Here is a 25,191-nt window from a genome sequence, read left to right on the forward strand (position 1 = left end):
ATACAGGGGATTATGTACCGCTATCTTTTTTGTCGCTTGGTTTTTACAGTGATGTAGGTTACCTTTGGCTGCAGAATAATAAATCGCCAACTTCTCAATGGACTGCTATGAACTCTCTTACCCTAAAACCGCTATTTTTCTCTGTCTTTATTACCTTTTTATCACTTTGGCTGACGGCCTGTGATAGTAGTGATAGTGATTCTTCCTGCTCGGTTAATGGTGATACTGATGGCCACTTATTACGCTGTGGTGAGTTAGATATTGCAGTCGATGGTGAGGGGTACTTTATTGTATCTGACAATAGTGGCGGCAGCTTCTATAGCCGCTCTGTCACACTAAACATTGAAGATGAGCAATTGCTAACCGCTGAGGGTTATAAGGTCAATGGGTTCTTGTCAGTCGGCAATATGCGTGTGGGTGGAACGCCAGTCGCCATTGACCTTGGTGATGTTGAAATCACAACGGTTGATATTGATGAGGCTGGTGTTATTAGTGCTCAGGTGTCAGGTACCACTACCGTCATTGCGCAGATTGCTCTGGCCAAATTTATAGCCCCCTATTTTCTGGAAGAGTCAGTAGAGGGGGTGTATAGCCAAACCGCAGCATCGGGTGAGCCAGTTGTTGGGACTGCCGGGTCTGGCGAGCTGGGTGCTTTAGCGGTAGGTGACGTCGAGGTTGAGGCTATTGATAATGCTTTCGACTTATCGGTCAGTGGCGATGGTTATTTTGTTTTGGATAATCAGGTAGAAGAAATCTATGCGCAGAATATTCGTTTGGCCAAAACCTTGTCCGGCTCGCTGGCCCTGCTTGATACTGAGCCTGAAGATGCCTACCAGCCTCAGGCCTATTTAGCCGATAGCAACGGTGATATCACCAACATTATCGATGATTTGTTATTCCCCTTGTCTGATTTAGCGCCACAGCAAACAGCTGCAGTCGCATTAGAGGTCAATCTGGATTCACGCAGCGGCCTACCAGCTGCCACGCCATTTAATGCACTTGATAGCACCTCATTTACCCACCAGTTTTCTGTTGATATCTACGATAGCCGGGGGCAGAGCCATACCCTGAACCTCTATTTTGTTAACACAGCGGCTGCCGGTGTTTGGCAACTCTATCTTTATATAGCCGATGATAATGGTACCCCGCAAAATGTGATTGCCATTGGTAGTGGTTATTTTGAAGTGACCTTTTCAGCAGAAGGGGCTCTGGAAACTACTGTGCCAACTGAGCTAACCGTTGATGGTTGGAACCCGGAAGGCGCTGCGCAGTCCTCTTCCAGTGGAGCCACCGCCGATGTGTCAGATTTTAGTGTGTCTCTGGATGGCAGTACTGAGGCGGGTAGCGATTTTGCCGCGCAGTCGGTTGAACAGGATGGCTTTGCTTCGGGCTCATTAGTTAGCCTGGAATTTGATAGCTGCGGTTTGTTTTATGCCAGCTATAGCAACGGTGAGACTATGGTCTTGGGTCAATCAGCCTTGGCTGTATTTGCAGCGCCTTCGGCTTTGGCGTCTGCCGGTGATGGCCTTTTTCAGGCCACAGCCGAGTCTGGTGCTGCGGACTATGGTGTCGCCTGTGAGACTGATTTTGGCGAGATTACCGGTGATATTATCAATCCGTGATTGAATACTTTAGCTAGCTTGTGACAACCAGATAACAGACCAGCTCCTTACGCCCACTATTCTCAATCGTATGCTGTAAATCAGCGCGGTAGTGGGCGGAATCCCCCTCCGATAAATTACAGTCGGTATCACCGGCGATCACTCTGGCACTGCCACTGGCAACCGTTAACAGCTCTTTAGTGCCCTCATAATGTGGGGCGCTGGCCAGGCGGGCTTTGGGGGCGATTCTTAACTCATAAAACTCTATATTTTTTTCCATATGCAGCGGAGAGAGCGTGCGGATTTGGCATTCATCATCAGAGCGAAACAGATTACTGGCATCGTCACCATGGACCACTTCAATTGGGGATGCGGCCCAGGGCTGGTCAACCAACTCGCCAATACTGATCCCAAAAGCCTGAGCAATACGGAAGGTTACCGTCAGAGTAGGGTTGGCCTGGCCCCGTTCTATCTGGCTTAACATCGACCGGCTAACCCCGGAGGCTGTGGCTAACTGTTCTAATGTCAGCTTGTTCTTTTTGCGCAGCTCAGTAACCCGGCTACAGAGCACCTGGCTGGTCTCGTCCGGTGTTGGTGCGGGGTTGCTGTTCTTTTTATTTGGCATATTATTTCTCTTATGTCGGATTAATATCTTGCATATAGGAATTTATAATTCTATGATGCAGGAAATTTATCTCATATAGTAAACAAGGTGGAGTTTAACAGCTTGGCTGTAAAGGTCCACATCCGGTGGTTATTAAAAGGAACTTAAAATGAAAGCGTTGGTAAAAAAGCAGGGGGGTGAGGGGCTCTGGCTGCAAGATGTCCCTGAACCCGAAATCGGTATTAATGATGTGCTGATTAAAATCAAACGTACCGCGATCTGCGGTACGGACTTACATATCTATAACTGGGATGACTGGGCACAAAAGACGATCCCCGTGCCGATGACCGTAGGCCATGAGTTTGTCGGTGAAATTGTTGAGGTGGGTAGTAATGTCAATGACTACCGCGCAGGGCAAATTGTCTCCGGTGAGGGGCATGTGGTTTGCGGTCGCTGCCGAAACTGTATGGCGGGGCGGCGGCATTTATGTGCACAGACCAGTGGTATTGGTGTAGATCGACCGGGCGCGTTTGCAGAATATTTATCCCTACCCATGGCCAATGTCTGGGAACATCGAGAAGGTATTGACCTGGATATTGCCTCTTTATTCGACCCCTTAGGTAATGCAGTCCATACCGCTTTGCAATATGACCTGCTGGGTGAAGATGTGTTAATTACCGGGGCTGGGCCTATTGGTGCCATGGCTGCCGCCGTATGCCGACATGCAGGTGCGCGCCATGTGGTGATTACCGATATTAACCCCCAGCGATTAGAGCTGGCGAAAAAACTGGGCGCTACCTATACCGTTAATCCCGTGCAGGAAGACTTGGCTGATGTCAGAAAGAAACTGGGCATGAGTGAGGGTTTTGATGTAGGTCTGGAAATGTCCGGTAACCCTTCAGCCTTTAAAGATCTGTTAGCCAATATGTGTCATGGCGGCAAGGTTTCGATTCTGGGTATCCCCAGCGAGTCTCTGGCGATCGATTGGAATACGGTGATCTTTAATATGCTGACACTAAAGGGGATTTATGGCCGTGAAATGTATGAAACCTGGTACAAAATGTCAGTTATGATTGAGTCCGGTTTGGATATTTCACAGGTGATAACACACCGCTTGCATTACACCGAGTTTCAGCAGGGTTTTGATGCCATGAATGCCGGTGAAGCCAGCAAAGTGATTTTAAATTGGGAATAACACAAGGAGATAATTGTGTACGGTGATTTTCAACAACATCTTGCCAGTGAGCTTGCTGCCATAGAAGCTGCCGGGCTTTATAAGCGCGAGCGAGAAATTACCTCGCCACAGGGTGCTCATATCGGTGTTGCCAGCGGTGAAGTACTTAACCTCTGCGCCAATAATTATTTGGGTCTTGCCCAGCATCCGGCGGTCAATGCCGCCGCCACACAGGGTTTAGAACAGTGGGGTTATGGTATGGCCTCGGTGCGTTTTATTTGCGGCACGCAAACGTTGCATACACAACTTGAAGAAAAACTCAGTCAGTTTTTGGGTATGGAGTCGACCATTTTGTACCCTTCCTGTTTTGATGCCAACGGCGGTTTATTTGAAACCCTACTGGGTGAAGAGGATGCCATTATTTCTGATGAGCTTAACCATGCCAGCATTATTGACGGGGTACGTTTATGTAAAGCTAAGCGCTTCCGTTATAAAAATAATAATATGGCTGACCTTGAGGCACAATTACAGGCAGCGGATCAGGCGGGCGCCCGTTTTAAATTAATTAGCACCGACGGTGTTTTTTCCATGGATGGCTATATTGCCCAACTGGATAAAATTTGTGACCTTGCGGATAAGTATCAGGCTTTGGTGCATTTTGATGATGCCCATGCCACCGGCTTTGTTGGTGCTAATGGTCGCGGTACTCATGAGTATCGCGGCTGTATGGATAGGGTGGATATTATTACCGGTACCTTAGGCAAAGCCTTGGGTGGAGCCAGTGGTGGCTTTACCAGTTCACGTAAAGAAGTCGTGGATTTATTACGCCAGCGCTCACGCCCTTATTTGTTTTCCAATACCGTTGCGCCGCCGGTGGTGGCAGGTGCGATTAAAGCCTTGGATATCGTCAGTGAATCCAGTGAGCTTAGAGATCGGCTGCAGAAAAATACCGAATATTTCAGGGCGGGTTTAACCGAGTTGGGTTTTGACTTATTGCCAGGTGAACATGCCATCGTACCGGTGATGTTGCACGATGCAGCATTGGCAGCCCAATTTGCAGAAGCGATGTTGGTCGAAGGAATCTATGTGGTGGCGTTTTCTTTTCCTGTAGTGCCAAAAGGCAAGGCGCGTATTCGAACCCAAATGTCGGCGGCTTTAACACAGGAGGACCTTGATATGGCTATTGTCGCTTTTGCAAACGTTAAACAACAGTTGGGCATATAAAACAGCCAGCCACAGAATCAGTCTGAGCCACAATCATTTGTAGGGTGGATTATAATCCACCGCGCCCAGCGATGAGCCGCCATAACCGGTGGATAATAATCCACCCTGCGGGCTTGAGTTTATCTACAGTATTTGTTTCCGAGCATTAATGCGCGAAGGCGGGATTCGTGCATTGCAGGCCACCGCAACTATTGTAAAACAACGACCATACCTGTAAGTTGGCTGCTAGCTTAAAAGGATTAAGCCTCCCAAAATTTTCAGCGACAAGGATGACGCTATGAGCCTACCTTTTCTCTTTTTTAACCTCCTTCTGTTGCAAACTATAGTTTGCAGAAGTATGGTGCCGGTGTGCTTATGATTGAGCTTGCATACCCCTGTCCCATGATTATCTATTCTTGCCAGAATGGTACAGAGCCTTTTACTGAGTGGTTTAATGAAATATCCGATACAAGGGATCGAAGAAGAATTCTGTCCCGACTACGCCGTATGGAGAAGGGTTATTGGGGAGATTATAAGTCACTTAAAAAGGGTGCTTATGAGCTAAGGTTATTTTTCGGCCCGGGTTATCGACTGTATTTTGGTGTTGATCGGGGGTAGTTAGTGGTGTTGTTACTCGGTGGTGACAAGCGCTCACAAAGCAAAGATATCGACAGAGCCGCCCGTTATTGGCAGGAGTATTTAAGCAATGAGTAAACGCAATTACAGAACGTTGGATAAGCTGGAAGAAAACTATTTTCGCGAACACCCGGAAGAAATTGAAATTTACCTGAAAGAAATTTTTGAGCTCTATGCCGAGGATGGTGATTCCGCCGTGCTGCTAGCTTCGCTGCGAGTCATAGCGAAAGTCAAAGGTATTAGCGCCTTGGCAAAAGAAACTGGCATGACCAGGCAGGGTTTGCAGAAAGCGCTCTCTAGCAAGGGAAACCCTCGGTTGGATAATGTAAATGCCATTATCCGGTCTATCGGATTTCAGTTGGTTCCGCAGCGCAGGGTGTAATAAGTTTATTCCTCCAGTTCTCCTGCATGGCTATACAAACGATCAATCAACTGACTAAATACTTCCCGCTCCTGTTTATTAAAGCAAGTCAGTAAATCCTGTTCATACTTATAAGAAATTGGCACCATCTCATCATAAACCGACAAGCCAGTTTTTGTCAGCATCAAAATCGACCGGCGCTTATCGTCTTTATCAAAGCTGCGAGTAATCAATTTTCTCGATAACAGCTTACTAATCGCCCGGCTTAATATCGACTTTTCAATCTGGGTTCGGGCAGAGACTTCGTCCGCAGAAGCCTCAGGGTATTCACCGAGTACAGCCATAATGCGCCATTCAGTAATCGATAGTGCAAACTTGCCCTTATAAGTCTGGGCAATGATACCGCTAACTTTATTAGAGAGGATAGATAGCCGGTAGGGCAGGTAGCGTTCCAGAGTCAGGATTTGTTGTTTGTTGATTTTTTTAGTCATGGTGTTTTCACACTTTATTTTTATTGGGCAGCCTAAATTGCATAGCGAATATCAAACTGTGTTGTTTTGGCAATAGGCCGAACCTTTCTACTATCGTATTTTTTCAGCTCAACAATACCGTATTTTTCCATGGTCTTCAGGGTGCGGCTAAGGTTGCCGGGTTTGCGCCCACTTAATTCCGCCAGTTCGCTTATCGTCTGAGGATGATATTCATTTATCTGCTTAAGTAAGCGCACATTATTATCGCTCAGCACTTCGCTTAATGATTTGATAGAGCTAAACCATACCTTGGGTTCCCCCGCTTTTACGTTTAACTTACCGGCGGCAATGGCTTTCACACGCTCCTGAAACTGCTTGCGTGGCATAATGCCTATTTTTAATGTTTTCATTCTGATAGTTCCTCAATGATTCGGTTTACTTCAGTAAAAAAGTCTTCCAGCAATTGTTGGGCACTTGTGAAGGTGTAAAGTACGCCTTTGTCTGTCTCTGATCGATGTTGGTGATCAAAGCTTATATGCCTGCCACCAAACCCTTGTTTGCCTCTACTTTGTTGGGGCTTAACGGCATGTGCATTATCAAACCTCATAATGCGCTGGTTGAAGCGGTTATGCAGTGGCAGTAACCTTATAAGCCTCAATTTTGTACCAATAACCATTTTCTTCAGTATATTCAGTACCATGCAGCTCTAATAATATATCCAATCCTGAGTCGAGACTCATATAGCTATCCTTGCTAATGCTTATCTTTTTACATCATATGTATCATCTGATGATAAGTAAAGCCCAGAGTATCACTTTGCTTTCCCTTCTGAGGGTAAGGCGTTAGCGGCCTGACTTATATGCTGTTACAGCTGCTTATCAAAACAGGCTTGACATTAGTTGTTATTACAACCAATAATAGTTGCTATTACAACTAAACAGAGCTTCAAGCTCTTTTACAATTATTGTTTATAGGATAAGTGCATAACGCGGGAGAGCAAAATGACTGACTTGTTTGATAATCCAATGGGGTTGGATGGATTTGAATTTGTAGAGTTTTCAGCGCCGGATAAAGGTGTGCTTGAACCAGTATTTGAGATGATGGGATTTACCCATGTGGCCAACCATCGCAGCAAAGATGTACTGCTCTTCAGGCAGGGCGATATCAACTTTATTATTAACTATGAACCTAATAGCTACGCCTATTTCTTTACTCAGGAACATGGCCCTTCTGCCTGTGGTATGGCCTTTAGAGTCCATGATGCCCGCAAAGCCTATGAACGTGCCATTGAAATGGGCGCACAGCCGGTGGATATTCCCGTAGGCCCGATGGAGCTACGACTTCCTGCCATCAAAGGTATTGGCGGTGCGCCGCTGTATTTAATTGATCGTTATAAGCAGGGTGCTTCCATCTACGATATTGATTTTGACTATATCGAAGGGGTCGATCGCAACCCTGTAGGCTGTGGTTTTAAAGTTGTCGACCACTTAACCCATAATGTCTATCGCGGCAGAATGGATTATTGGGCTAAATTCTACGAGAGTATTTTTAACTTCCGTGAAATTCGCTACTTCGATATCAAAGGCGAATATACCGGCTTGCTGTCAAGAGCTATGTCCGCCCCCGATGGAAAGATTCGTATACCCTTGAATGAAGAAGCCTCACAAGGTGGTCAGATTGAAGAGTTTCTAATGGCCTATAATGGCGAAGGTATTCAACATATCGCCTTTGAAACCGATGATCTGCCAGGCAGCTGGGATCAACTAAAAGCCCGGGGTGTGCCTTTTATGACTGCGCCCCCGGATACCTACTATGCCATGCTGGAAGAGCGTTTGCCGGGCCATGGTGAACCGGTTGCAGAGCTACAATGCCGGGGTATTCTACTGGATGGTTCCACCCAAAATAATGATCCCCGTTTATTACTGCAAATTTTTTCCGAGACCTTAATTGGCCCGGTATTTTTTGAATTTATTCAACGCAAACGGGATGAAGGCTTTGGCGAAGGTAATTTTAAAGCGCTATTTGAATCCATAGAACGCGATCAGGTTAACCGCGGCACCATCGATACCCGTCAGGCAGGGGAGAGCGCGTAATGAATATCCAGCGTATTCATCATGTGGCCTACCGCTGCCATAACGCTAAAGAAACCGTGGCGTTTTACCAGCAGGTAATGAATATGGACTTCCAACTGGCTATCGCTGAAAACGAAGTCCCCTCAACCAAAGCCCCTGACCCTTATATGCATGTCTTTCTCGATGCGGGCAATGGAAATGTGCTGGCATTTTTTGAGCTGCCCAACTCACCGGCCATGGATAAAGACCGCAATACACCAGATTGGGTGCAACATATTGCCTTTGAAGTGGAAAGTGTTGAGGCCTTGCTGGAAGCCAAAGCTTCCGTAGAGGCGGAAGGTATTACGGTCATCGGCCCGGTAGAACATACCATTTTTAAATCCATCTATTTTTTTGACCCCAATGGCCACCGTTTAGAGTTGGCCGCCAATACCGCCAAGCCGGGTATGCTGGAGCGCCTGCATAAACTCGCCCCCGCGATGATAGAAGAATGGGACCAAACCAAGCGCGCCCCGCAACATGCGGCGTGGTTGCACCAGTCATAAAAGGAAATTGTAATGAAATTAGCTTCATTAAATTATGGCCGCGATGGCCGCTTGGTGGTGGTTAATAATGCCTTGGACCGCTATACCAGTGCTACCGATATTGCGCCTACCTTGCAGGCAGCCTTAGATGATTGGGCTAACTGCGAAGTCCCTTTACGTGATTTATTTCAACAGTTAGAAAACCATACCATCAAAGGTGAAGCCTTTGAGCAAAGACACTGCGCTTCACCGTTACCGCGCGCCTATCACTGGGCCGATGCTAGCGCCTATGTCAACCATGTTGAGCTGGTGCGCAAAGCCCGCAATGCAGAAATGCCGGCAAGCTTTTGGACTGACCCTTTAATCTATCAGGGCGGTTCCGATACCTTTATTGGCCCCTATGAAGATATCGCCATGGCAGATGAAAGCTGGGGTATTGATTTTGAAGCGGAAGTGGCTGTTGTACTGGATGATGTACCCATGGGAGTTTCGGCAGATAATGCCGCAGAGTATATCAAGCTGATTATGCTGGTTAATGATGTTAGCTTGCGCAATCTAATCCCCGGTGAGCTGGCCAAAGGTTTTGGTTTTTATCAGGCCAAGCCCTCATCCTCATTCTCCCCTGTCGCCATTACTCCCGATGCACTGGGTGATGCATGGCAGGATGGGAAAGTGCATTTGCCATTAAGTGTTACGCTTAACGACCAACTGATCGGTGCCCCTAATGCCGGTTTGGATATGACTTTTAATTTCCCCAGCTAATTGCCCATGCCGCTAAATCGCGTCCGCTAGGCGCTGGCACCATTATCGGCTCCGGTACTGTTTCCAATCTTGATCGCTCCAGCGGTTCCTGTTGTCTGGCAGAAGTCAGAATGCTTGAAACTATAGCCGATGGAAAACCCACGACCGAATTTATGCGCTTTGGTGACAGGGTGGTGATTAATATGCTGGATACAGATAACCAAAACCTTTTCGGTGATATTAACCAGCGTGTAGTGCGTTACCCTTAGGGATAGGAGCTCACCATGGATAAGGCATTACTGGGTACTGGCACTTTTACAGGTCAGGACCCTATCTTTCGTTTATTACAACAATACCGTCAGGACCAACGCCCCTATAAGCTGGATTTGGGTATTGGTGTCTACCGCGATCATCTTAATCGCTCGCCCATCTTTGCTGCGATAAAACAAGCAGAACAATGGCGCGTCGATAATGAAGAAGATAAAGCCTATATCGGCCCCTTGGGTGATATCGCCTTTTGCCAGGCGATTAGTGAATTAGCCTTGGGCCAAACACTGGCGCAAACCTTATCGCAGCGCATAGCCTATGCCCAAACCCCGGGTGGAGTAGGCGCACTGCGTTTAGCGTTTGAGTTATTAAAATCCACCAACCCGGATGGCACCCTTTGGGTAAGTGATACCACCTGGCAAGTCCATCACCCCATAGCTGAGGGGGCAGGCTTGCCCGTTAATACCTATGCCTACTACCAGCGCGAACTAGGGCGTTTGCCCTTTACTGATTTGCTGGAACAATTAATGGCAGCAAAGGCCGGTGATGCGATTTTATTACAGGCCGGTTGTCATAACCCCACCGGTCTGGATTTTTCATTAGAGCAGTGGCAGCTATTAGCAGAGCTATGCCAGCAAAAGCAATTACTGCCGGTTATCGATATGGCCTACCACGGTTTAGGGGCGGGCCTTGAAATAGAACAGCAAGGTTTACAGCTAATGGCTAAATCCCTTAGCGAATTAATTCTCTGCTATACCTGCTCAAAAAACTTTGGTTTATACCGCGATAGAACCGGTATGGTAATGGCCTTATCCGCCACACCTGAACATAGGCCCGTACTAGAACAACAATGGATGCAATTGGCTACCCAACATTATTTTACGCCTCCTGCTCACGGTGCCAGTTTGGTAAAGCGTATCCTGCAACAACCAGCGTTACGTACCCTCTGGTGTGAAGAGTTGGAGGCCATCCGCCAGCGTTTAATTACCATCCGTTTACAGCTAACAAAAGCCCTAAGTGCTGCGATACCTCAACGTCAGTGGGATTTTTTATTACAGGGTAGCGGTATGTTTGCCATGTTCCCCCTAAGCAGCGTAGAAATATTAGCCTTGCAAAGCCATCACGCAATTTATATTGTGGATAACGGGCGGGTTAACCTATCCGGTATCAACGAGAAAAACCTACCAGTCTTAGTAGCCGCGATTGCCGAACGGATTACGGATACTGAGCTTGAGGAATTAGAGAATGCTGCAGCTATATAGTTACTATCGTTCATCCGCCGCTTACCGCGTCCGTATTGCCCTGGCCTTAAAAGGACTGGCCTTTGAGTCTATTCCAGTTAACCTGCTGGAGCAGGAAAATTATCGACAAAGCTATCTTGATAAAAACCCGCAGGGTTTAGTACCAGCCTTGGATATTGGTGGGCAGATACTTAACCAGTCGCTGGCCATTATGGAATATCTGGAAGAAGTTAACCCCAAGCCCGCCTTATTACCCGCTGACCCTATCGAAAGAGCACAGATCAGATCGCTAGCCTATGAGGTCGCTATTGATATCCATCCTATTAATAATCTACGGATTATTAATTTTCTGACCAGTGAGTGGCAACATAGCGAAAGTAACAAGTTTGAATGGTTACACCACTGGATGACTACCGGTTTTGCAGCAATAGAAAACCGTTTACAGCAGGGCAGTCAGGGCCAGTTTTGTTTTGGTGATACCGTGACATTGGCTGATATCTGCCTAATCCCGCAAGTCTATAATGCCCACCGTTTTGAATGCCCTATGGATGACTTTCCGCTAATTAATGCTATTGTTAGCCACTGTAATACGTTGGATGCCTTTAAGCGTGCCGCACCAGAGGCGCAACCTGATAGCCCTTAAACCATTGGCTAGCATGAGTAACCTATGAAGCTAGAAATTACGAATGACCCTAGAGTTGAGGATGATGACTATATCATTGGTAAAACTCGGGAATATAACTCGAAGTATGTACCCAATGAGTTTGAGCTGTTATCGGTTTTTTATAAAACTAAAGATGGTGAGGTTATAGCGGGCCTCACTGGTAAGACCTTCTGGGATTGGCTTCATGTAGATTACTTATGGGTTAGTGAACCCAGAAGGGGTGATGGTCTCGGTTCAAAAGTAATGCTTGCAGCTGAAAAGGAAGCCATAGAACGAGGTTGTGTTGGCTCAACATTGGATACATTTAGCTTTCAGGCATTGGAATTTTATAAATCGCTTGATTATTCTATCGTGGGCACACTTTCCGGCTATATGGGAAAATATGAAAGGTATTTTCTACAAAAGAGGTTGGGGTAAAGTAAGTTATAAGATCACCAGAGCATTATTTGTACTAAGTGCTTTGGTTTATATTGGAAATTATAGGCGAAAAAATGACTCTATGGACCCCCGATAGCTGGAGAGCCTTACCCGCTTTGCAGCAACCCCACTATAACGACCAGGCGCAACTGCTAACTATAGAAGAACAGTTACGCCAGCAGCCGCCACTGGTCTTTGCCGATGAAGTTAGCCAATTGCGCCGGCAATTAGCGGATGCGGCCCAAGGCAAAGCCTTTTTATTACAAGGGGGCGATTGCGCAGAAACCTTTGCAGATTTTTCCTCCGCAGGTATCAGGGATTTATTTAAAGTCCTGATGCAAATGGCAGTGGTATTAACCTATGCGGGCCGCAAGCCGGTGATTAAAGTAGGGCGCTTAGCGGGGCAGTTTGCCAAACCCCGCTCAGCGGATACAGAAGTACGTGAGGGTATAGAGCTACCGTCCTTCCGTGGTGATAGCGTTAATGGTGTTGAGTTTACCGCCGCCGCAAGAGCCGCTGACCCTGAGCGTATGCTACAGGCATATCATCAATCTACAGCAACATTAAATCTGGTGCGCGCTTTTGCCCAGGGTGGCTTGGCGGATCTACATCAGGTTAATGACTGGATTTTAAGTTTTGTTCGCGGCAACCCTGGCTGTGACCAGTATTTACAGTTGGCCCATCAAATTAAGGATGCATTGGCTTTTATGGAGGTCTGCGGTATTACCTCAGAGACCAGTTCGGCGTTAAGGAGCACCACCTTATTTACCTCCCATGAGGCATTGCTATTAAATTACGAGCAGGCCCTAACCCGACAGGATAGTACTTCAGGTCAATGGTTTGATTGTTCGGCGCATATGTTATGGGTGGGTGAGCGTACCCGTCAGTTGGATGGTGCGCATATTGAGTTTCTGCGGGGTATTGCGAACCCTGTGGGCGTAAAGATTAGTAATGCGATAGCGGCGGATGATTTACTGCGGTTGGTAGATATTTTAAACCCCGAGAATGAAGCGGGGCGGTTAACGTTAATTTCACGGATGGGTGCAGATAAGACCGAGCAGTTTTTACCTGCTCTGGCAAAGCGTATAGCCGATGAAGGTCGGCAGGTGGTTTGGTCCTGCGACCCTATGCATGGCAATACGGTAAAGGCGGCCAATGGTTATAAGACCCGCTCCTTCGATCATATTATGCTGGAAATTGAGCAGTTTTTTGCTGTGCTATCAGCTTGTGGTCAGCATGCCGGTGGTTTGCATTTAGAAATGACCGGGGCTCATGTCACGGAATGTGTAGGCGGTGCTTACCATGTCTCCGAAGAAGATTTGGCCAGTTGCTATCAAACCCAGTGCGACCCCCGGTTAAATGCACAGCAGGTGTTGGAGTTATCATTTAAAGTGGCGGAACTCATAAAGTCTTAAGACCCACAGTTCGTCAGTCACATCTTTCTCTGTCAAAAGTGTTAAAAAAATATGTCATAAATGTCAATTACATAAGCTGAGTGATGTTATATCCTGCACCAGTCGTTTTTTAGCCATCAACCAATATCAATTATGGAGTTTACCTGCACGCACAGGGAGTGGTTATGCCAGAGCTGGAATTTAAGATGATGGGGCCTGTCTTTGATGATGGCGTTCCTTTACATCTTGTGACTGAGGGATTGACAGAACTTCAGTCCATTCTTGATAAACCCTATCTTCACCTCGAGAATAAACAGCGTATTTTCAGAAAAGATAGACAATCTTTCTATATAAAAGCGACATCCATCAGGCAGGGCTGCCTGATAGCTGACCTGGATATTATCTACCAGACAGCACAACTTGTTCTACCCGGAGTCATGGCTTATGGCCCTGATACCGTGTGGAATTACACCAGGGAAACATGGGGCTTTTTAAAATTGATTTATGAACGCGCCAAAAAGGGTGAAACACCTAGTTATCAAACCAATGATAATGGTACGACTACGGTTGTTTATGGTGACGGCAATTATACGTTTAATGGCCCGGTAACCGTATTGGCGCAAGCCAGCATCCCCCATTACAAAAAACTCACCTCTCTGTTAAAAGTCGACGGCGTCAACTCAGTCCATTTGGGTAACGCAGATACACCTGAAGTAGTACTGGATGCCAGCAGTAAGGACCTTTTTAAACTGGATACCAAAATCGATACAGACCCAATAGCCATTGATTGTGAGGTCTTTGATTTTAATAAACATAGTAATGGCGGAAAGTTAAAGGTGGCCATGGGGGAGGCGATTGATAAAGGCGAATACAGTTTTACTGTCTTCGGCCGCCAGGGGCAGTCTGATTATATTTATTCCATGCTGCAACCCAGAGTGAATATCAAGTGTTTAAAAGAAGTGCAGATTGACCCTTTGGGTGAAACAAAAGTGGTTAGGCTGCATATTCTTGAGATTATTCCCTAAAGGGTTCAGGTCTATAGCTCAGAGGGTAGATAAAGCTGGTTATCGTATTTTGGTTTTATAGATCATTTTTGATCTATAAGTAGGTTTTTAGCCATAAATAGATCATAAATGATATTAAAATTAATAGCCTATCCCATCGTTTTAATGAATCATAGCGGTAGGGAGACTATTATGGATGGTTATCATCGCCTGGCCTATTCTATTAATGATTTTACCAAGGGAGCGTATAGCAGAAACATTAAGGTTATAATTATTCAAAATACAGCCTAAATAATTGCTACCAATTTGCCTAAGAGTTTTGTCAATATGAGCCTTCCCGAATTAACCCAAGCCATCCCACAACTACCAACCGGTGATATCAACGAAACCGCCGATTTCTTTGAATCAAAGCTCGGTTTCACAGTGTTAAACAAATTCCCCGACCATGGCCATCTTATTGTAAGTAGAGGCAATGCAGAAATTCATTTCTGGCAAGCACCGAGTAAAGAAGAGGCCAAAGCTATCGCCAGTCAAAGTAGCTGCTATATCAGGGTAAATCATATTGAGGAGTTATTTGCTGAGTTTAAGCAAAGTGGTGCGCCCTTTGGTTATGAGTTGGCGGAGCAGCCATGGGGGATGAAAGAAATGCAGGTGAATGAGCCCTATGGCAATGCTATTCGCTTTGGTGAGTCAATAGGGTAGAAAGCAATGATCGACTATAAAAATACCATCCCGCCGATTGAACAATACTGGCCACTTTTCCAAAGCACCGGCTGGAATGATATTTATCAGGCGGATTCGCAAACCATTGAGAGGGCAATTTCTAACAGTACTTTTGCTGTTTGTGCCTATTCGGAAGGAAAGCTAGTTGGATTTGCTCGTGCCGTCTCGGATGGTGTGCTGTACGCAACGATTTATGATGTTATTGTTGTGCCAGAGTTTAAGTGCCAGGGTATTGGCAGCGCTCTGGTTTCTAATATTACCAAACAGTGCAAGGATGCCGGTGTTTTTAGCGTGCACCTGTTCGCCGCTGATGGGACTGAGCCTTTTTATAATCAGCAAGGCTTTAAAGCGCGGCCGCCTAATATGCCGGGGATGCGTTATGAGCCAATCAGTTAATCTCTTCAATACTATTGCTTGACGACAATTAGGACGCCACTTACTATTTCGCCACTACTTACCTTTCGCAGGCGCTATTCAGTTAGCCCACCTGCTTAAGGCGGAAAAACCGCTTGGCATTATCTTATGTTGGGCGGTTTTTTTATTTCCAGGGAGTGGAAAATGATCGTTTATGTCGACTGATAGAATCTGTTTTATAGTCAACTGGAATCCCGCCCGTTCCATTGAGTTACCAATATCACCTCCAAAGAAAAAATTCCTCAAATAAGTAGCTTATACTGAATAAAATCTCCCAAATTATCTTTCCCCAAGAATTTATAGAAGAAAAAATCCCCTGTCCGTGCAGTACGATACCTCAATAAAACCAACATACGGCGAGGTCATAGATGAGCAGCCAGCAAGCCATCATCCAGAGTTTACCCCTGCATCTGCAACCCTTTGCAGCCGTGCAACACTACGAACACTATACCCCCGCGACCAAGCCGTCTGGCGATTTTTACTGCATCAACTTAGCAGCCAACTAAGCACCACCGCCCATCCGGTTTACCTTGAAGGTCTAAAGCGCACCGGCATCAACCTCGAAACTATCCCTCGAATAGAAACCATGAATGACTGCCTGCAAGCTATTGGCTGGCGGGCTGTGGTGGTTGATGGCTTTGTGCCGCCCGCCATCTTTATGGAATTTCAGGCCCATAAAGTGTTGGTAATCGCCGTTGATATGCGCTCCGTAGAGCATATGCTCTATACACCAGCGCCAGATATTGTGCATGAGTCCGCAGGGCATGCGCCGTTTATTGTTGATGTGGATTATGCCGAGTTTTTACAGCGCTTTGGTGAGCTGGGTATGCGGGCGGTAGCGAGTCAGGGGGATATGGATGTTTACGAAGCTATTCGGCATTTATCCATTATTAAGGAAACGTCTTCAGCGACCGAGGCGGATATAGCAAACGCTGAGCAGTCATTGCAGACGGCGATTGCTGCTAATAAAGAACCTTCTGAAGCGGCCTTATTGGCGCGCCTGCATTGGTGGACAGTTGAATATGGTTTGGTGGGAGAGTTAGATAACTACCGAATCTTTGGTGCCGGTTTACTCTCTTCATTGGGGGAAAGTGCTAACTGCCAAGACGACCAGCAGGTTAAAAAGCTGCCATTGACGGTAGATGCCGTTGCCACCGCCTACGATATAACCACCGAACAACCCCAACTCTTTGTCACCAAAAACTGTCGCCATCTTACCCAGGTGTTAGAAGAATTTGCCCGCCAAATGTGTGTTAATCAGGGCGGCAGCCAATCACTTAATAAAGCCATTAACGCCAAAACCGTTAATACCGCAGTGACTAATAGCGGTTTGGAAATTTCAGGTCAGTTTAGTCGGGTGTTAACCGACGCCATGGGTAATCCTACCTATCTTTGTACTACAGGCCCAACCCAGTTGGCCTATAACGGTCAACAATTAGAAGGGCATGGCACGGATCATCATGCAGAAGGTTTTGGTAGCCCGCTGGGTGGCTTGCAAGGTATGGAGCGTTGTTTGTCCAGTTATACTGTAGATGAACTAAAGCAGCATGGTATTGTGATTGGCGATCCTGTGGTATTGGAGTTTCTTTCGGGGATTGTAGTACGTGGGCGGTTACAAGCTATTGTCCGTCAGCAGCAAAAGAACCTGTTAATGAGCATTGACCAATGCACAGTCACAGCTCTTGACGGTGAAGTGCTGTTTAATCCCGACTGGGGTATTTACGATATGGCCGTGGGGGAGGATATAGTCTCGGTCTATGGCGGTTCCGCCGATCAGCAGAAATACCCTTTATATAAAGCTCCGTCTTCACAGGCGACAATTCAACAAGACTATGATGCGGCCACTGATCGCTTATTTGATCTTTATAGTCAGGTACGTATGGCTCGCGAAACATCGGCAAATACCGATCAATTACTACAAACTATTTTAACGACGGCCACCGACGAATGGTTATTACTCTTTGAAGCATTGGAGCTGGTTATACAGCATAAAGTTGATAGCGACTTAATAGCGCAGTTGCATGGTCTGCTTGCTGCCCAAGCCAAAGAGACCGACCCGCAGAAAGCCTGTTTAATCCATTATGGTTTAGAGCGTTTAGGCCTTACTCAATAGGCAGACAATGGCTATGTTTCATTTCCCGCAAATTAAAACTGGATTCAATGGTTTTAACACCGGGGAATTTAAGTAGCTTATTCATCGCAATATCGGAGAAATGATCCATGTTTTTAGCGACAACTTTCATTAAGTAATCGTAACTGCCCGACATAGCATGGCACTCGATAATATGGTCTTCGGCCAGCACACAGTCGGCAAAGTGCTTTTCGTCATAGCTGGTATGGTCTTTCATTGAGACCTGAACAAAGGCGGTAATATCCAGCCCCAGCAAACGCTGGTCGACAATGGCAACATAGTTTTTGATCAGGCCAACACTTTCCAGTTGTTTGACCCGGCGAAAACAGGGGGATTCAGACAGTCCGATTATTTCTGCCAGTTTGGCATTGGCCATCCGGCCATCCGCTTGCAGTAGGGTAAGTAATTGACGTTCAGCATCATCCAATTTCACGGCAATATCCTTTCGCGGTTAGTGAAAGGGGATTTTTTCACGAATGGTTTCAAAATCCTATGGTTAAAAGAAAATAAATATGGAAAGCAGCAATACAGTACAGATAGAGCTGGATAACCAGTCACTGCATTTTTCCTGCGCGCATTTTACGGTGTTTTCAGCTAAAAGCCGTGAGCGCTTGCACGGACATAATTTTACTGTGCGGGCCAGAGCCTGGTCGTCGGTGGGTAATAATGGTTTGGCCTTTGATTACAATGAGTTAAAGACTGCGCTACGGACTATTTGCCAGCGCCTTGATGAATATACCTTAATCCCTTTGTATTCACCCTATCTGGATATTAAAGAGCAGGGTGAGTATTTTTCTGTCAGCCATAACCAGCAAACTATGTTGCTATTGCAGAGCGATACACTGTTATTGCCCGTTAGTAATATCACGCTGGAAGAATTAAACGGTTTTATTATTGAGCAGCTGCAAAGCCGCAGTTTATTTGAGCGGCTTAGTATTGAGCGATTTGAATTATCTGTTTCTTCTGGGCCGGGGCAGCGTGTTAAGCGGGAGCTTAGGGTTCAGCCTTAAAATTAATTGGTTAGAGTAGGTGGGGATTTGTCGCTTTAAAGTGTCTTACATAAGAGGGAGGGGGTTTATTGTTTTCTATATTCAGGTGGATAAAATTTGAGTGGTTTTCGTTGTAAGTCTTTGTTTTTAGGCATGTAGAAATTGTCTTTCGACAGTTTTACCCGTCAGTACATTGTCGCATCCTAGAGCATCAAGTCATTGAAAATCAGGAGTGTGATATGAAAATCAATATTGAAAAAATTAACCTGCCCTATAAAACTCCATTCTCAATTACCGGGTATACCTTTAATGGGGCAAATACAATAAGGGTGACTTTGGTCGATAATTGTCTCTCTGGAGCCGGCGAAGCCTATGCAATGGGAGAAACGGCACTCGGCATTTTTTACGAAGGCGAAACCATGGATTCAATGGCATTACAATTAGAGTCTGTGCTGGAACAGCTGGGTAGTGGCGTCACTAATGATAGCCTTCAGAGCCTGCTTCCACGTGGTGGTGCTAGAAATGCCTTTGATTGTGCTCTGTGGGACCTTAAAGCAAAGTGCTCAGGAAGGTCTATTTGGGAATTACTTAATTTAAAGCCAAAACCGCTTAAGACGGTTTCAACCATAGGTATTGATACGCCTGGAAAGATGGGGGCGGCAGCGCTGTTGGCAGCGCAATTTACAAATTTGAAGGTTAAGCTAAGCAATGATGATCCTATTGCCCGCTTAGAGGCTGTCAGGGCTGCCCGTCCTGATGCAAACATCATTGTTGATATCAATCAGGGGTGGAGCTTTTCCGAGCTAAAGGAGTATTTGCCCGCTGCTGAAAAATTGAATATTGCCATGATTGAGCAGCCATTGCCGCGAGGAGCCGATGAGGAACTTGAAGACTTCAAGTCACCTATACCTCTCGGGGCGGATGAATCCTGTCTTGATAGCAAAGAATATGAAGTGGCCAAGAATCGCTATGATGTTATTAATGTCAAGCTTGAAAAGTGTGGTGGTTTAACGGATGCATTAAAAATTGTAGAGCTAGCTAAACGAGATGGCAAAGGGCTGATGGTAGGTAATATGGGAGGTTCTTCCCTATCAATGGCCCCAAGCTTTGTAATAGGCCAGTTTTGTGAGTATGTAGATATTGATGGCCCTTTACTACTTGTTGAGGATGTAGCGCATGGTCTTCATTATGGTGAGGGTGGTGTAGTTGATATTCCAAGCTCTTCTTTGTGGGGATGATCTTTAATCAGTATTTTGAATTGGCTTTCTTTTAAGAGAGCCTTTTATGGTTCTTTTCCCATTTTTTGGTGGTGAAAAAATGCAGCAAGCGGTGAATAACGATTTTATGGACGCCTTTGCCTATTCCGGCTCTTCCAGACTTCGTGAGTTAGCGGATAAACATGAGTTACTTATAGACGATGAAGAGTTTTTCCCAGGGGGGCACTTAACTCGCTATAGAATTAATAACTCTTATCAAAGAGGTGTTCAGGAAATTGTAAAACTATCATCAGGTTTCTCTGTAATTACCACAAGCTTTGAGGCGCTTGATTTGCAAACTACCAGTTATAGTGGGACAGACTGGATCGTCTTACAGTGCTGTGTTTCAGGTGAATATGACATTATTATCAACGATGGTAAGCCGCAGAGATTATTACCTGGTGACTGTCGTCTGGATATATTGACTGGAGAATCAACTTGGACACGCCGCCAAATTGCAGCAACACGCTATCGTTATGTGGGAATATTTTTACGCCCGGAAGATTTATTGTTGCTGCTTAGTGCTGGTGAACGTTCCCGCAATACTCTAGTTGAATTACTATCTTCAAAGGGCCATGTAGATCAGAGAACATACACTTTTCCAGGTTCCAATAGTCTAATAGCAACAGTCAATGAAGTGGCTGAGTTTGGTGACTTTGGTGGGCTTCGGCCTGCGTTTGTTAAGGCAAAGTCTATTGAACTCTTGGTTTTCGCTCTTAATAAGGCGCGATGGGCTGAAAGAAATTGTCAAAGTTTGCAGCAGCGGGCCACACTTTCACGCAGGGCAAAAATGGCTTATGAGATTAAAAATATTATTGATCGCGAGTTCGCCGTTGGGCATACATTGGAAATACTTGCATCTCGGGTAGGAAGTAATAGAACCTCAGTGACTCAAGCTTTTAAGGCGGAATATCATAAAACACCTATGGAGTATTTAAAGTACGTGCGCCTTAGTAACGCACATGAGATGTTGATACATCACGAGGGTGGGCTAGATGCTATAGCCGAGCATGTGGGCTATGCTGATACCGCAAGTTTTATTCGGGCATATCGTAAGTTTTTCGGGAAAACTCCAGGTAATGTCAAACCTTGATAAAGCCTATAGCTGTGTTTCCAGCGGCAATGCCGTTGTATTCTTAATTTCAGTCACCGCCACATGGGAATGCACTTCACCAATATGATTCAAATTCACCAAATACTCCCGCACAAAGGTTTCATAATGACGAATATCCCGAGCAACAATTTTTAACATAAAATCCCACATCCCCGTCATGGTGTAACACTCCGTGACTTCGGGCAGTAATTTCACTTCATCTTCAAAATCCTGCAGATTTTTTTTGCCCTGAGTCGCAAGGCTTACCGTGGCAAACACCACAATATCCATCCCCAGTTTCTCCCGGTCCAGTACCGCCACCTTGCGGTTAATTAAGCCCTGTTCCTCCAGCCGGCTAATCCGCCGCCAGCACGGGGATTGGGACATATTAATCCGGTCGGCAATTTCTTGGGTGGTCAGGCTGGCGTCCTGCTGTAGCAGGTCGAGAATACGGATATCCTGGGGGCTTAGTTCTGTGCTCATGATCGGTTCCTATTACAGTCAATGCTGTTGTTTATTATAGACTTAATAAAATTGATTGTTGGATTAAAATTCTCATTATTATTCAATTGTCGTATAAAAATTACAATATTCGGCATATATCCGGTTTATTAGAATAAAAATTTCAAGCCCAAATCGCTATGATTTCCCCCATAAACAAGCCTTAATTTATTGGTTAGATCACGCTGTGAGGGGATGGAATGCCGGACACTGTATTAACGAATATATCGCTGGACGATAAGTACACACTAAAGTCGAAACGCGCCTATATGACAGGCATCGAGGCACTGGTGCTACTGCCTATATTGCAGCATCAGCGAGATGTAGATCGCGGCCTGAATACCGCCGCCTTTATCTCCGGCTATCGCGGTTCGCCATTGGGGACAGTTGATCAGGCGATGTGGAAAGCACAGCCCTTTCTGGATAGGCATAATATTACCTTTCAAGCCGGCATCAACGAAGATTTAGCCGCCACCGCTGTGTGGGGCAGCCAGCAAGTGAATATATTTGAAGGTGCCAAATACGATGGCGTTTTTGGTATGTGGTACGGCAAAGGCCCGGGTCTTGATCGCAGTATGGATGTGATCAAACATGCCAATGCCGCCGGTACTTCAAAATTTGGTGGTGTACTGGCCATTGCCGGTGATGACCATGCCAGTAAATCTTCAACCCTGCCGCACCAATCCGAACATATGTTTATTGGTGCTTCCATCCCCGTACTCAATCCCGCCAATGTACAAGAAGTGTTAGACCTCGGTGTGTACGGTTGGGAGCTATCGCGTTTTTGTGGTTCCTGGGTGGGTATGAAAGCGATCACCGATAATATGGACTCTGCGATTTCTGCCGAGGTCGATCCCAACCGCGTCAATATTGTTATCCCTGAAAATTTTAAAATGCCTGAAGATGGCGTTCATGCCCGCTGGCCTGATAAACCTCTGGCACAAGAACAGCGGCTAAATAAATATAAAATTTACGCCGCCCGGGAATTTGCCAGAGTTAATGGCCTTAACAAAGTTGTGATTGATAGTGATAAACCCCGCCTTGGTATTATGACTACAGGTAAAGCCTATCTGGATGTAATGCAAGCGCTGGAAGATTTAGGGATTAACGAAGAAAAAGCCCGCGCGATTGGTTTACGTATTTTTAAAGTGGGGATGAGTTGGCCGCTTGAGCCTGTAGGTACGCATAATTTTGCCGAGGGGTTGGAAGAAATCCTGGTGGTTGAAGAGAAGCGCTCAATTCTTGAAGACCAATTAACCAGCCAGCTCTATAACTGGCCCGTTGAGCGTCGGCCACAGGTGATCGGTGAGTTTGACGAAGAGGGCGATGACCTACTGCCGAATCAAAGTGAATTAACCCCGGCGATGGTTGCTCGTGTTATTGCAGCCCGTTTAGCCCGTTTTTATCAGGACGATATTATTGATAAGCGTTTGGCTTTTTATCTGCAAAAAGAGCAGGCTCTGGCGCAACCTCGCAAGCTATTAGAGCGCACCCCCCATTACTGTTCCGGCTGCCCCCATAGTACTTCCACCCGGTTACCCGAAGGTAGTCGTGCTTTGGGGGGCATTGGTTGTCACTATATGGGCACATGGGAAAAGGGCGATCGTCGAGCAGATACCTTTACTCAAATGGGGGGCGAAGGCGTTAGCTGGGTAGGGCAGGCTCCGTTTACCAGTACTAAGCATGTCTTTCAAAATCTGGGCGACGGTACTTATTTTCATTCTGGCCTCTTGGCTATCCGTCAAGCCATAGCCGCTAAAGTTAATGTCACCTATAAAATTCTCTATAACGATGCTGTAGCGATGACAGGTGGTCAATCCGTGGATGGCCCGCTGTCTATTGATCGTTTGTTATTGCAGTTACGAGGTGAAGGCGTACAGCGTATTGCCCTGGTATCCGATTACCCGGAAGACCATAAGGGAAAACTTGAACATTTTAATGGCTTTTCTATTGACCATCGTGATGATCTGATCAGTATTGAAAAAGAGCTACGTGATATTAAAGGCACCACCGTGTTAATTTACCAGCAAACCTGCGCCGCAGAAAAACGCCGCCGACGTAAAAAGGGGTTAATGGTAGATCCCCCCAAACGGATCATGATTAACCCTGAAGTCTGTGAAGGCTGTGGTGATTGCAGTATCCAATCCAATTGTCTATCGGTGACACCGCTGGAAACCGAGCTGGGCCGCAAGCGTGAAATTGACCAAAGTGCCTGCAATAAAGACTATTCCTGCGTTAAAGGCTTTTGCCCCAGCTTTGTTTCTGTTGTCGGTGGTAGCCTGAGAAAAAGCACCCTGGCTGAAAGGCCGAATAACTTTAAAGACTTACCTGTACCGGTTGTTGCCCCTATTGATAGCCAGCCCTGGAATATTATTGTGACGGGTATTGGCGGTACGGGTGTATTAACTATCGCTGCATTAGTGGCGATGGCTGCTCATATTGAAGGCAAGGGTTGCGCCACGATGAACCAGACCGGTTTGGCGCAAAAATTTGGTGCTGTAGTAAGCCATGTTCGCGTCGGTAAAAACCAGCAAGCCATTAACTCAGTCCGTGTTCCCGCCGGTGATGCGGATTTGTTACTGGGCTGCGATTTGGTCGTGAGTGCCGGTGATGAAGCACTGGCCAAAGTGAATATTGAACGTTCCTACGCCATTATCAATGAACATCAATCCATGACCGCCGATTTTATTACTGACCCTGATTTACGTTTTACCTCTGAGGATATGAAGCAGTCTATTATCGAAGAAGTGGGACAAGATGAAGTGGGTCGGGATAAGGTGGGTTTTATTAATGCTACAGCCATCGCTACACAGCTCTTTGGTGATTCTATTGCCAGTAATTTATTTCTGTTGGGTTATGCCTGCCAGCAGGGTTATATCCCCGTTACCGTTGATGCGCTGCAACAGGCCATTACATTAAATGGTGTGGCGGTAGAGTTTAATAAAAAGGCCTTTTTATGGGGGCGTCGTGCCGCTGTTGATTTGGAGCAGGTATTAGACTGCGCTGAGATTAAACCGGCCTTTAAGCCTCTGGAGAAAATTAATGACATTATTGCAGACCGCTACCAGCGTTTAACAGATTATCAAAATAGTGATTATGCTGACCGCTATCAGCTGCTGGTTAATAAGGTACAGGAAGCTGAGCGTCAAATTATCGATAATAATGACGGCCGCTTAGCTAAAGCCGTTGCTAAATACCTTTATAAGCTGATGGCCTATAAAGATGAATACGAAGTGGCCAGGCTTTATAGCAATGGAGATTTTCAAAACCGCATCAAGCAACAGTTTGAAGGTGATTACCATGTACAATTTCACTTAGCCCCTCCCGGTCTGGCGAAAAAAGATGCGGATACCGGCTTGCCCTTAAAGCGTCAATTTCCCCAGTTATTAATGGCCGGTTTTAAAGTGCTGGCAAAATTTAAGTTCCTTCGTGGTACCGCCTTTGATGTGTTTGCTTATTCAGAAGATCGCCAGTTGGAAAGAGAGCTGTTGGCGGACTATGAAGCGCTGGTTGCCGAGATTATTGCAAAGCTAAGTCCAGCCAACTATGACGTTGCTATAGCTTTGGCCTTAACGCCTGAATATATTCGCGGCTATGGCCATATTAAAGCCCGTCATGTAAAGACCTTGGCAGTAAGAAAACACACCCTGTTAAAACAGCTGCGCGGTGAAATTATTGATGTTCTCGCTGTTGCCGCCTAACCCTAAACAC

Annotated in this window: 23 protein-coding genes and 1 pseudogene; 19 read left to right on the forward strand and 5 right to left on the reverse strand. The window is 46.0% G+C overall.

Features of this window, described 5'->3' with window-relative positions; translation table 11 throughout:
* The first annotated feature begins 107 nt into the window (after positions 1-107).
* Complete coding sequence (locus BST96_RS14605) at positions 108-1,622, forward strand: flagellar hook-basal body complex protein (RefSeq protein WP_085759418.1); 1,515 nt, start codon at positions 108-110, stop codon at positions 1,620-1,622.
* A 13-nt stretch (positions 1,623-1,635) separates the two neighbouring features.
* Here the strand turns inward: BST96_RS14605 and BST96_RS14610 are convergent, their stop codons facing one another.
* Positions 1,636-2,226, reverse strand: a complete 591-nt coding sequence (locus BST96_RS14610; protein ID WP_085759419.1) for a helix-turn-helix domain-containing protein — start codon at positions 2,224-2,226, stop codon at positions 1,636-1,638.
* Positions 2,227-2,374: 148 nt separating this feature from the next.
* Here BST96_RS14610 and tdh point away from each other — a divergent pair, with 148 nt between their 5' ends.
* The 3 genes from tdh (at position 2,375) to BST96_RS14630 (ending at position 5,600) form a co-directional block, all read left to right on the forward strand.
* Entirely contained in the window at positions 2,375-3,400 is a 1,026-nt protein-coding gene (tdh, locus tag BST96_RS14615; protein WP_085759420.1) for an L-threonine 3-dehydrogenase, read from the forward strand.
* A gap of 15 nt (positions 3,401-3,415) precedes the next feature.
* The gene (locus tag BST96_RS14620) at positions 3,416-4,603 is read left to right on the forward strand and encodes a glycine C-acetyltransferase (protein WP_085759421.1); all 1,188 of its coding nucleotides are present in this window, start codon (positions 3,416-3,418) and stop codon (positions 4,601-4,603) included.
* 685 nt (positions 4,604-5,288) lie between these two features.
* Positions 5,289-5,600 (forward strand): addiction module antidote protein, encoded by a 312-nt coding sequence (locus BST96_RS14630; protein WP_085759422.1) that lies wholly within the window; start codon positions 5,289-5,291, stop codon positions 5,598-5,600.
* Positions 5,601-5,605: 5 nt separating this feature from the next.
* On the opposite strand, the gene BST96_RS14635 is transcribed toward BST96_RS14630, so the two are convergent.
* Positions 5,606-6,070, reverse strand: coding sequence for a MarR family winged helix-turn-helix transcriptional regulator (locus BST96_RS14635; protein WP_085759423.1), 465 nt, complete (start codon positions 6,068-6,070; stop codon positions 5,606-5,608).
* A 32-nt stretch (positions 6,071-6,102) separates the two neighbouring features.
* A complete protein-coding gene (locus BST96_RS14640; protein ID WP_085759424.1) occupies positions 6,103-6,459 on the reverse strand; it encodes an HVO_A0114 family putative DNA-binding protein in 357 nt (118 codons plus the stop codon).
* Positions 6,460-7,050: 591 nt separating this feature from the next.
* Between BST96_RS14640 and hppD the strand changes: the two genes are divergently transcribed.
* From hppD to BST96_RS14700, 11 genes and pseudogenes are all read left to right on the forward strand, one after another.
* Positions 7,051-8,142 (forward strand): 4-hydroxyphenylpyruvate dioxygenase, encoded by a 1,092-nt coding sequence (hppD, locus tag BST96_RS14650; protein ID WP_085759425.1) that lies wholly within the window; start codon positions 7,051-7,053, stop codon positions 8,140-8,142.
* A complete protein-coding gene (locus tag BST96_RS14655) occupies positions 8,142-8,666 on the forward strand; it encodes a VOC family protein (protein ID WP_085759426.1) in 525 nt (174 codons plus the stop codon). Before hppD ends, BST96_RS14655 begins: the two co-directional genes overlap by 1 nt.
* A gap of 12 nt (positions 8,667-8,678) precedes the next feature.
* Positions 8,679-9,655 (forward strand): annotated as a pseudogene (locus BST96_RS14660) (fumarylacetoacetate hydrolase family protein).
* A 15-nt stretch (positions 9,656-9,670) separates the two neighbouring features.
* The gene (locus tag BST96_RS14665; protein ID WP_085759427.1) at positions 9,671-10,915 is read left to right on the forward strand and encodes an amino acid aminotransferase; all 1,245 of its coding nucleotides are present in this window, start codon (positions 9,671-9,673) and stop codon (positions 10,913-10,915) included.
* A complete protein-coding gene (maiA, locus tag BST96_RS14670) occupies positions 10,899-11,537 on the forward strand; it encodes a maleylacetoacetate isomerase (protein WP_085759428.1) in 639 nt (212 codons plus the stop codon). The genes BST96_RS14665 and maiA overlap by 17 nt, the downstream gene beginning before the upstream one ends.
* Positions 11,538-11,561: 24 nt before the next feature.
* Positions 11,562-11,975, forward strand: a complete 414-nt coding sequence (locus tag BST96_RS14675) for a GNAT family N-acetyltransferase (RefSeq protein WP_085759429.1) — start codon at positions 11,562-11,564, stop codon at positions 11,973-11,975.
* Positions 11,976-12,049: 74 nt separating this feature from the next.
* The gene (locus BST96_RS14680; protein ID WP_085759430.1) at positions 12,050-13,390 is read left to right on the forward strand and encodes a class II 3-deoxy-7-phosphoheptulonate synthase; all 1,341 of its coding nucleotides are present in this window, start codon (positions 12,050-12,052) and stop codon (positions 13,388-13,390) included.
* Between the two features lie 164 nt (positions 13,391-13,554).
* Complete coding sequence (locus tag BST96_RS14685) at positions 13,555-14,394, forward strand: hypothetical protein (protein ID WP_085759431.1); 840 nt, start codon at positions 13,555-13,557, stop codon at positions 14,392-14,394.
* A gap of 306 nt (positions 14,395-14,700) precedes the next feature.
* Positions 14,701-15,075, forward strand: a complete 375-nt coding sequence (locus BST96_RS14690) for a bleomycin resistance protein (RefSeq protein ID WP_085759432.1) — start codon at positions 14,701-14,703, stop codon at positions 15,073-15,075.
* A gap of 6 nt (positions 15,076-15,081) precedes the next feature.
* Positions 15,082-15,492 (forward strand): GNAT family N-acetyltransferase, encoded by a 411-nt coding sequence (locus BST96_RS14695; protein ID WP_085759433.1) that lies wholly within the window; start codon positions 15,082-15,084, stop codon positions 15,490-15,492.
* 340 nt (positions 15,493-15,832) lie between these two features.
* Complete coding sequence (locus BST96_RS14700) at positions 15,833-17,623, forward strand: aromatic amino acid hydroxylase (protein ID WP_240554807.1); 1,791 nt, start codon at positions 15,833-15,835, stop codon at positions 17,621-17,623.
* Here BST96_RS14700 and BST96_RS14705 read toward each other — a convergent pair.
* Entirely contained in the window at positions 17,613-18,074 is a 462-nt protein-coding gene (locus tag BST96_RS14705) for an Lrp/AsnC family transcriptional regulator (protein ID WP_085759434.1), read from the reverse strand. The genes BST96_RS14700 and BST96_RS14705 overlap by 11 nt on opposite strands.
* Positions 18,075-18,153: 79 nt before the next feature.
* Between BST96_RS14705 and BST96_RS14710 the strand changes: the two genes are divergently transcribed.
* From BST96_RS14710 to BST96_RS14720, 3 genes are all read left to right on the forward strand, one after another.
* The gene (locus BST96_RS14710; RefSeq protein WP_085759435.1) at positions 18,154-18,651 is read left to right on the forward strand and encodes a 6-pyruvoyl trahydropterin synthase family protein; all 498 of its coding nucleotides are present in this window, start codon (positions 18,154-18,156) and stop codon (positions 18,649-18,651) included.
* A gap of 218 nt (positions 18,652-18,869) precedes the next feature.
* A complete protein-coding gene (locus BST96_RS14715; RefSeq protein ID WP_085759436.1) occupies positions 18,870-19,868 on the forward strand; it encodes a dipeptide epimerase in 999 nt (332 codons plus the stop codon).
* A 46-nt stretch (positions 19,869-19,914) separates the two neighbouring features.
* The gene (locus tag BST96_RS14720) at positions 19,915-20,979 is read left to right on the forward strand and encodes a helix-turn-helix transcriptional regulator (protein ID WP_085759437.1); all 1,065 of its coding nucleotides are present in this window, start codon (positions 19,915-19,917) and stop codon (positions 20,977-20,979) included.
* Positions 20,980-20,985: 6 nt separating this feature from the next.
* Here BST96_RS14720 and BST96_RS14725 read toward each other — a convergent pair whose 3' ends face one another.
* Entirely contained in the window at positions 20,986-21,462 is a 477-nt protein-coding gene (locus BST96_RS14725) for an Lrp/AsnC family transcriptional regulator (protein ID WP_085759438.1), read from the reverse strand.
* A gap of 218 nt (positions 21,463-21,680) precedes the next feature.
* Here BST96_RS14725 and BST96_RS14730 point away from each other — a divergent pair, with 218 nt between their 5' ends.
* Entirely contained in the window at positions 21,681-25,181 is a 3,501-nt protein-coding gene (locus tag BST96_RS14730) for an indolepyruvate ferredoxin oxidoreductase family protein (RefSeq protein WP_085759439.1), read from the forward strand.
* Positions 25,182-25,191: the final 10 nt, after the last annotated feature.

This window comes from Oceanicoccus sagamiensis, assembly GCF_002117105.1.
GTDB lineage: Bacteria > Pseudomonadota > Gammaproteobacteria > Pseudomonadales > Dasaniaceae > Oceanicoccus > Oceanicoccus sagamiensis.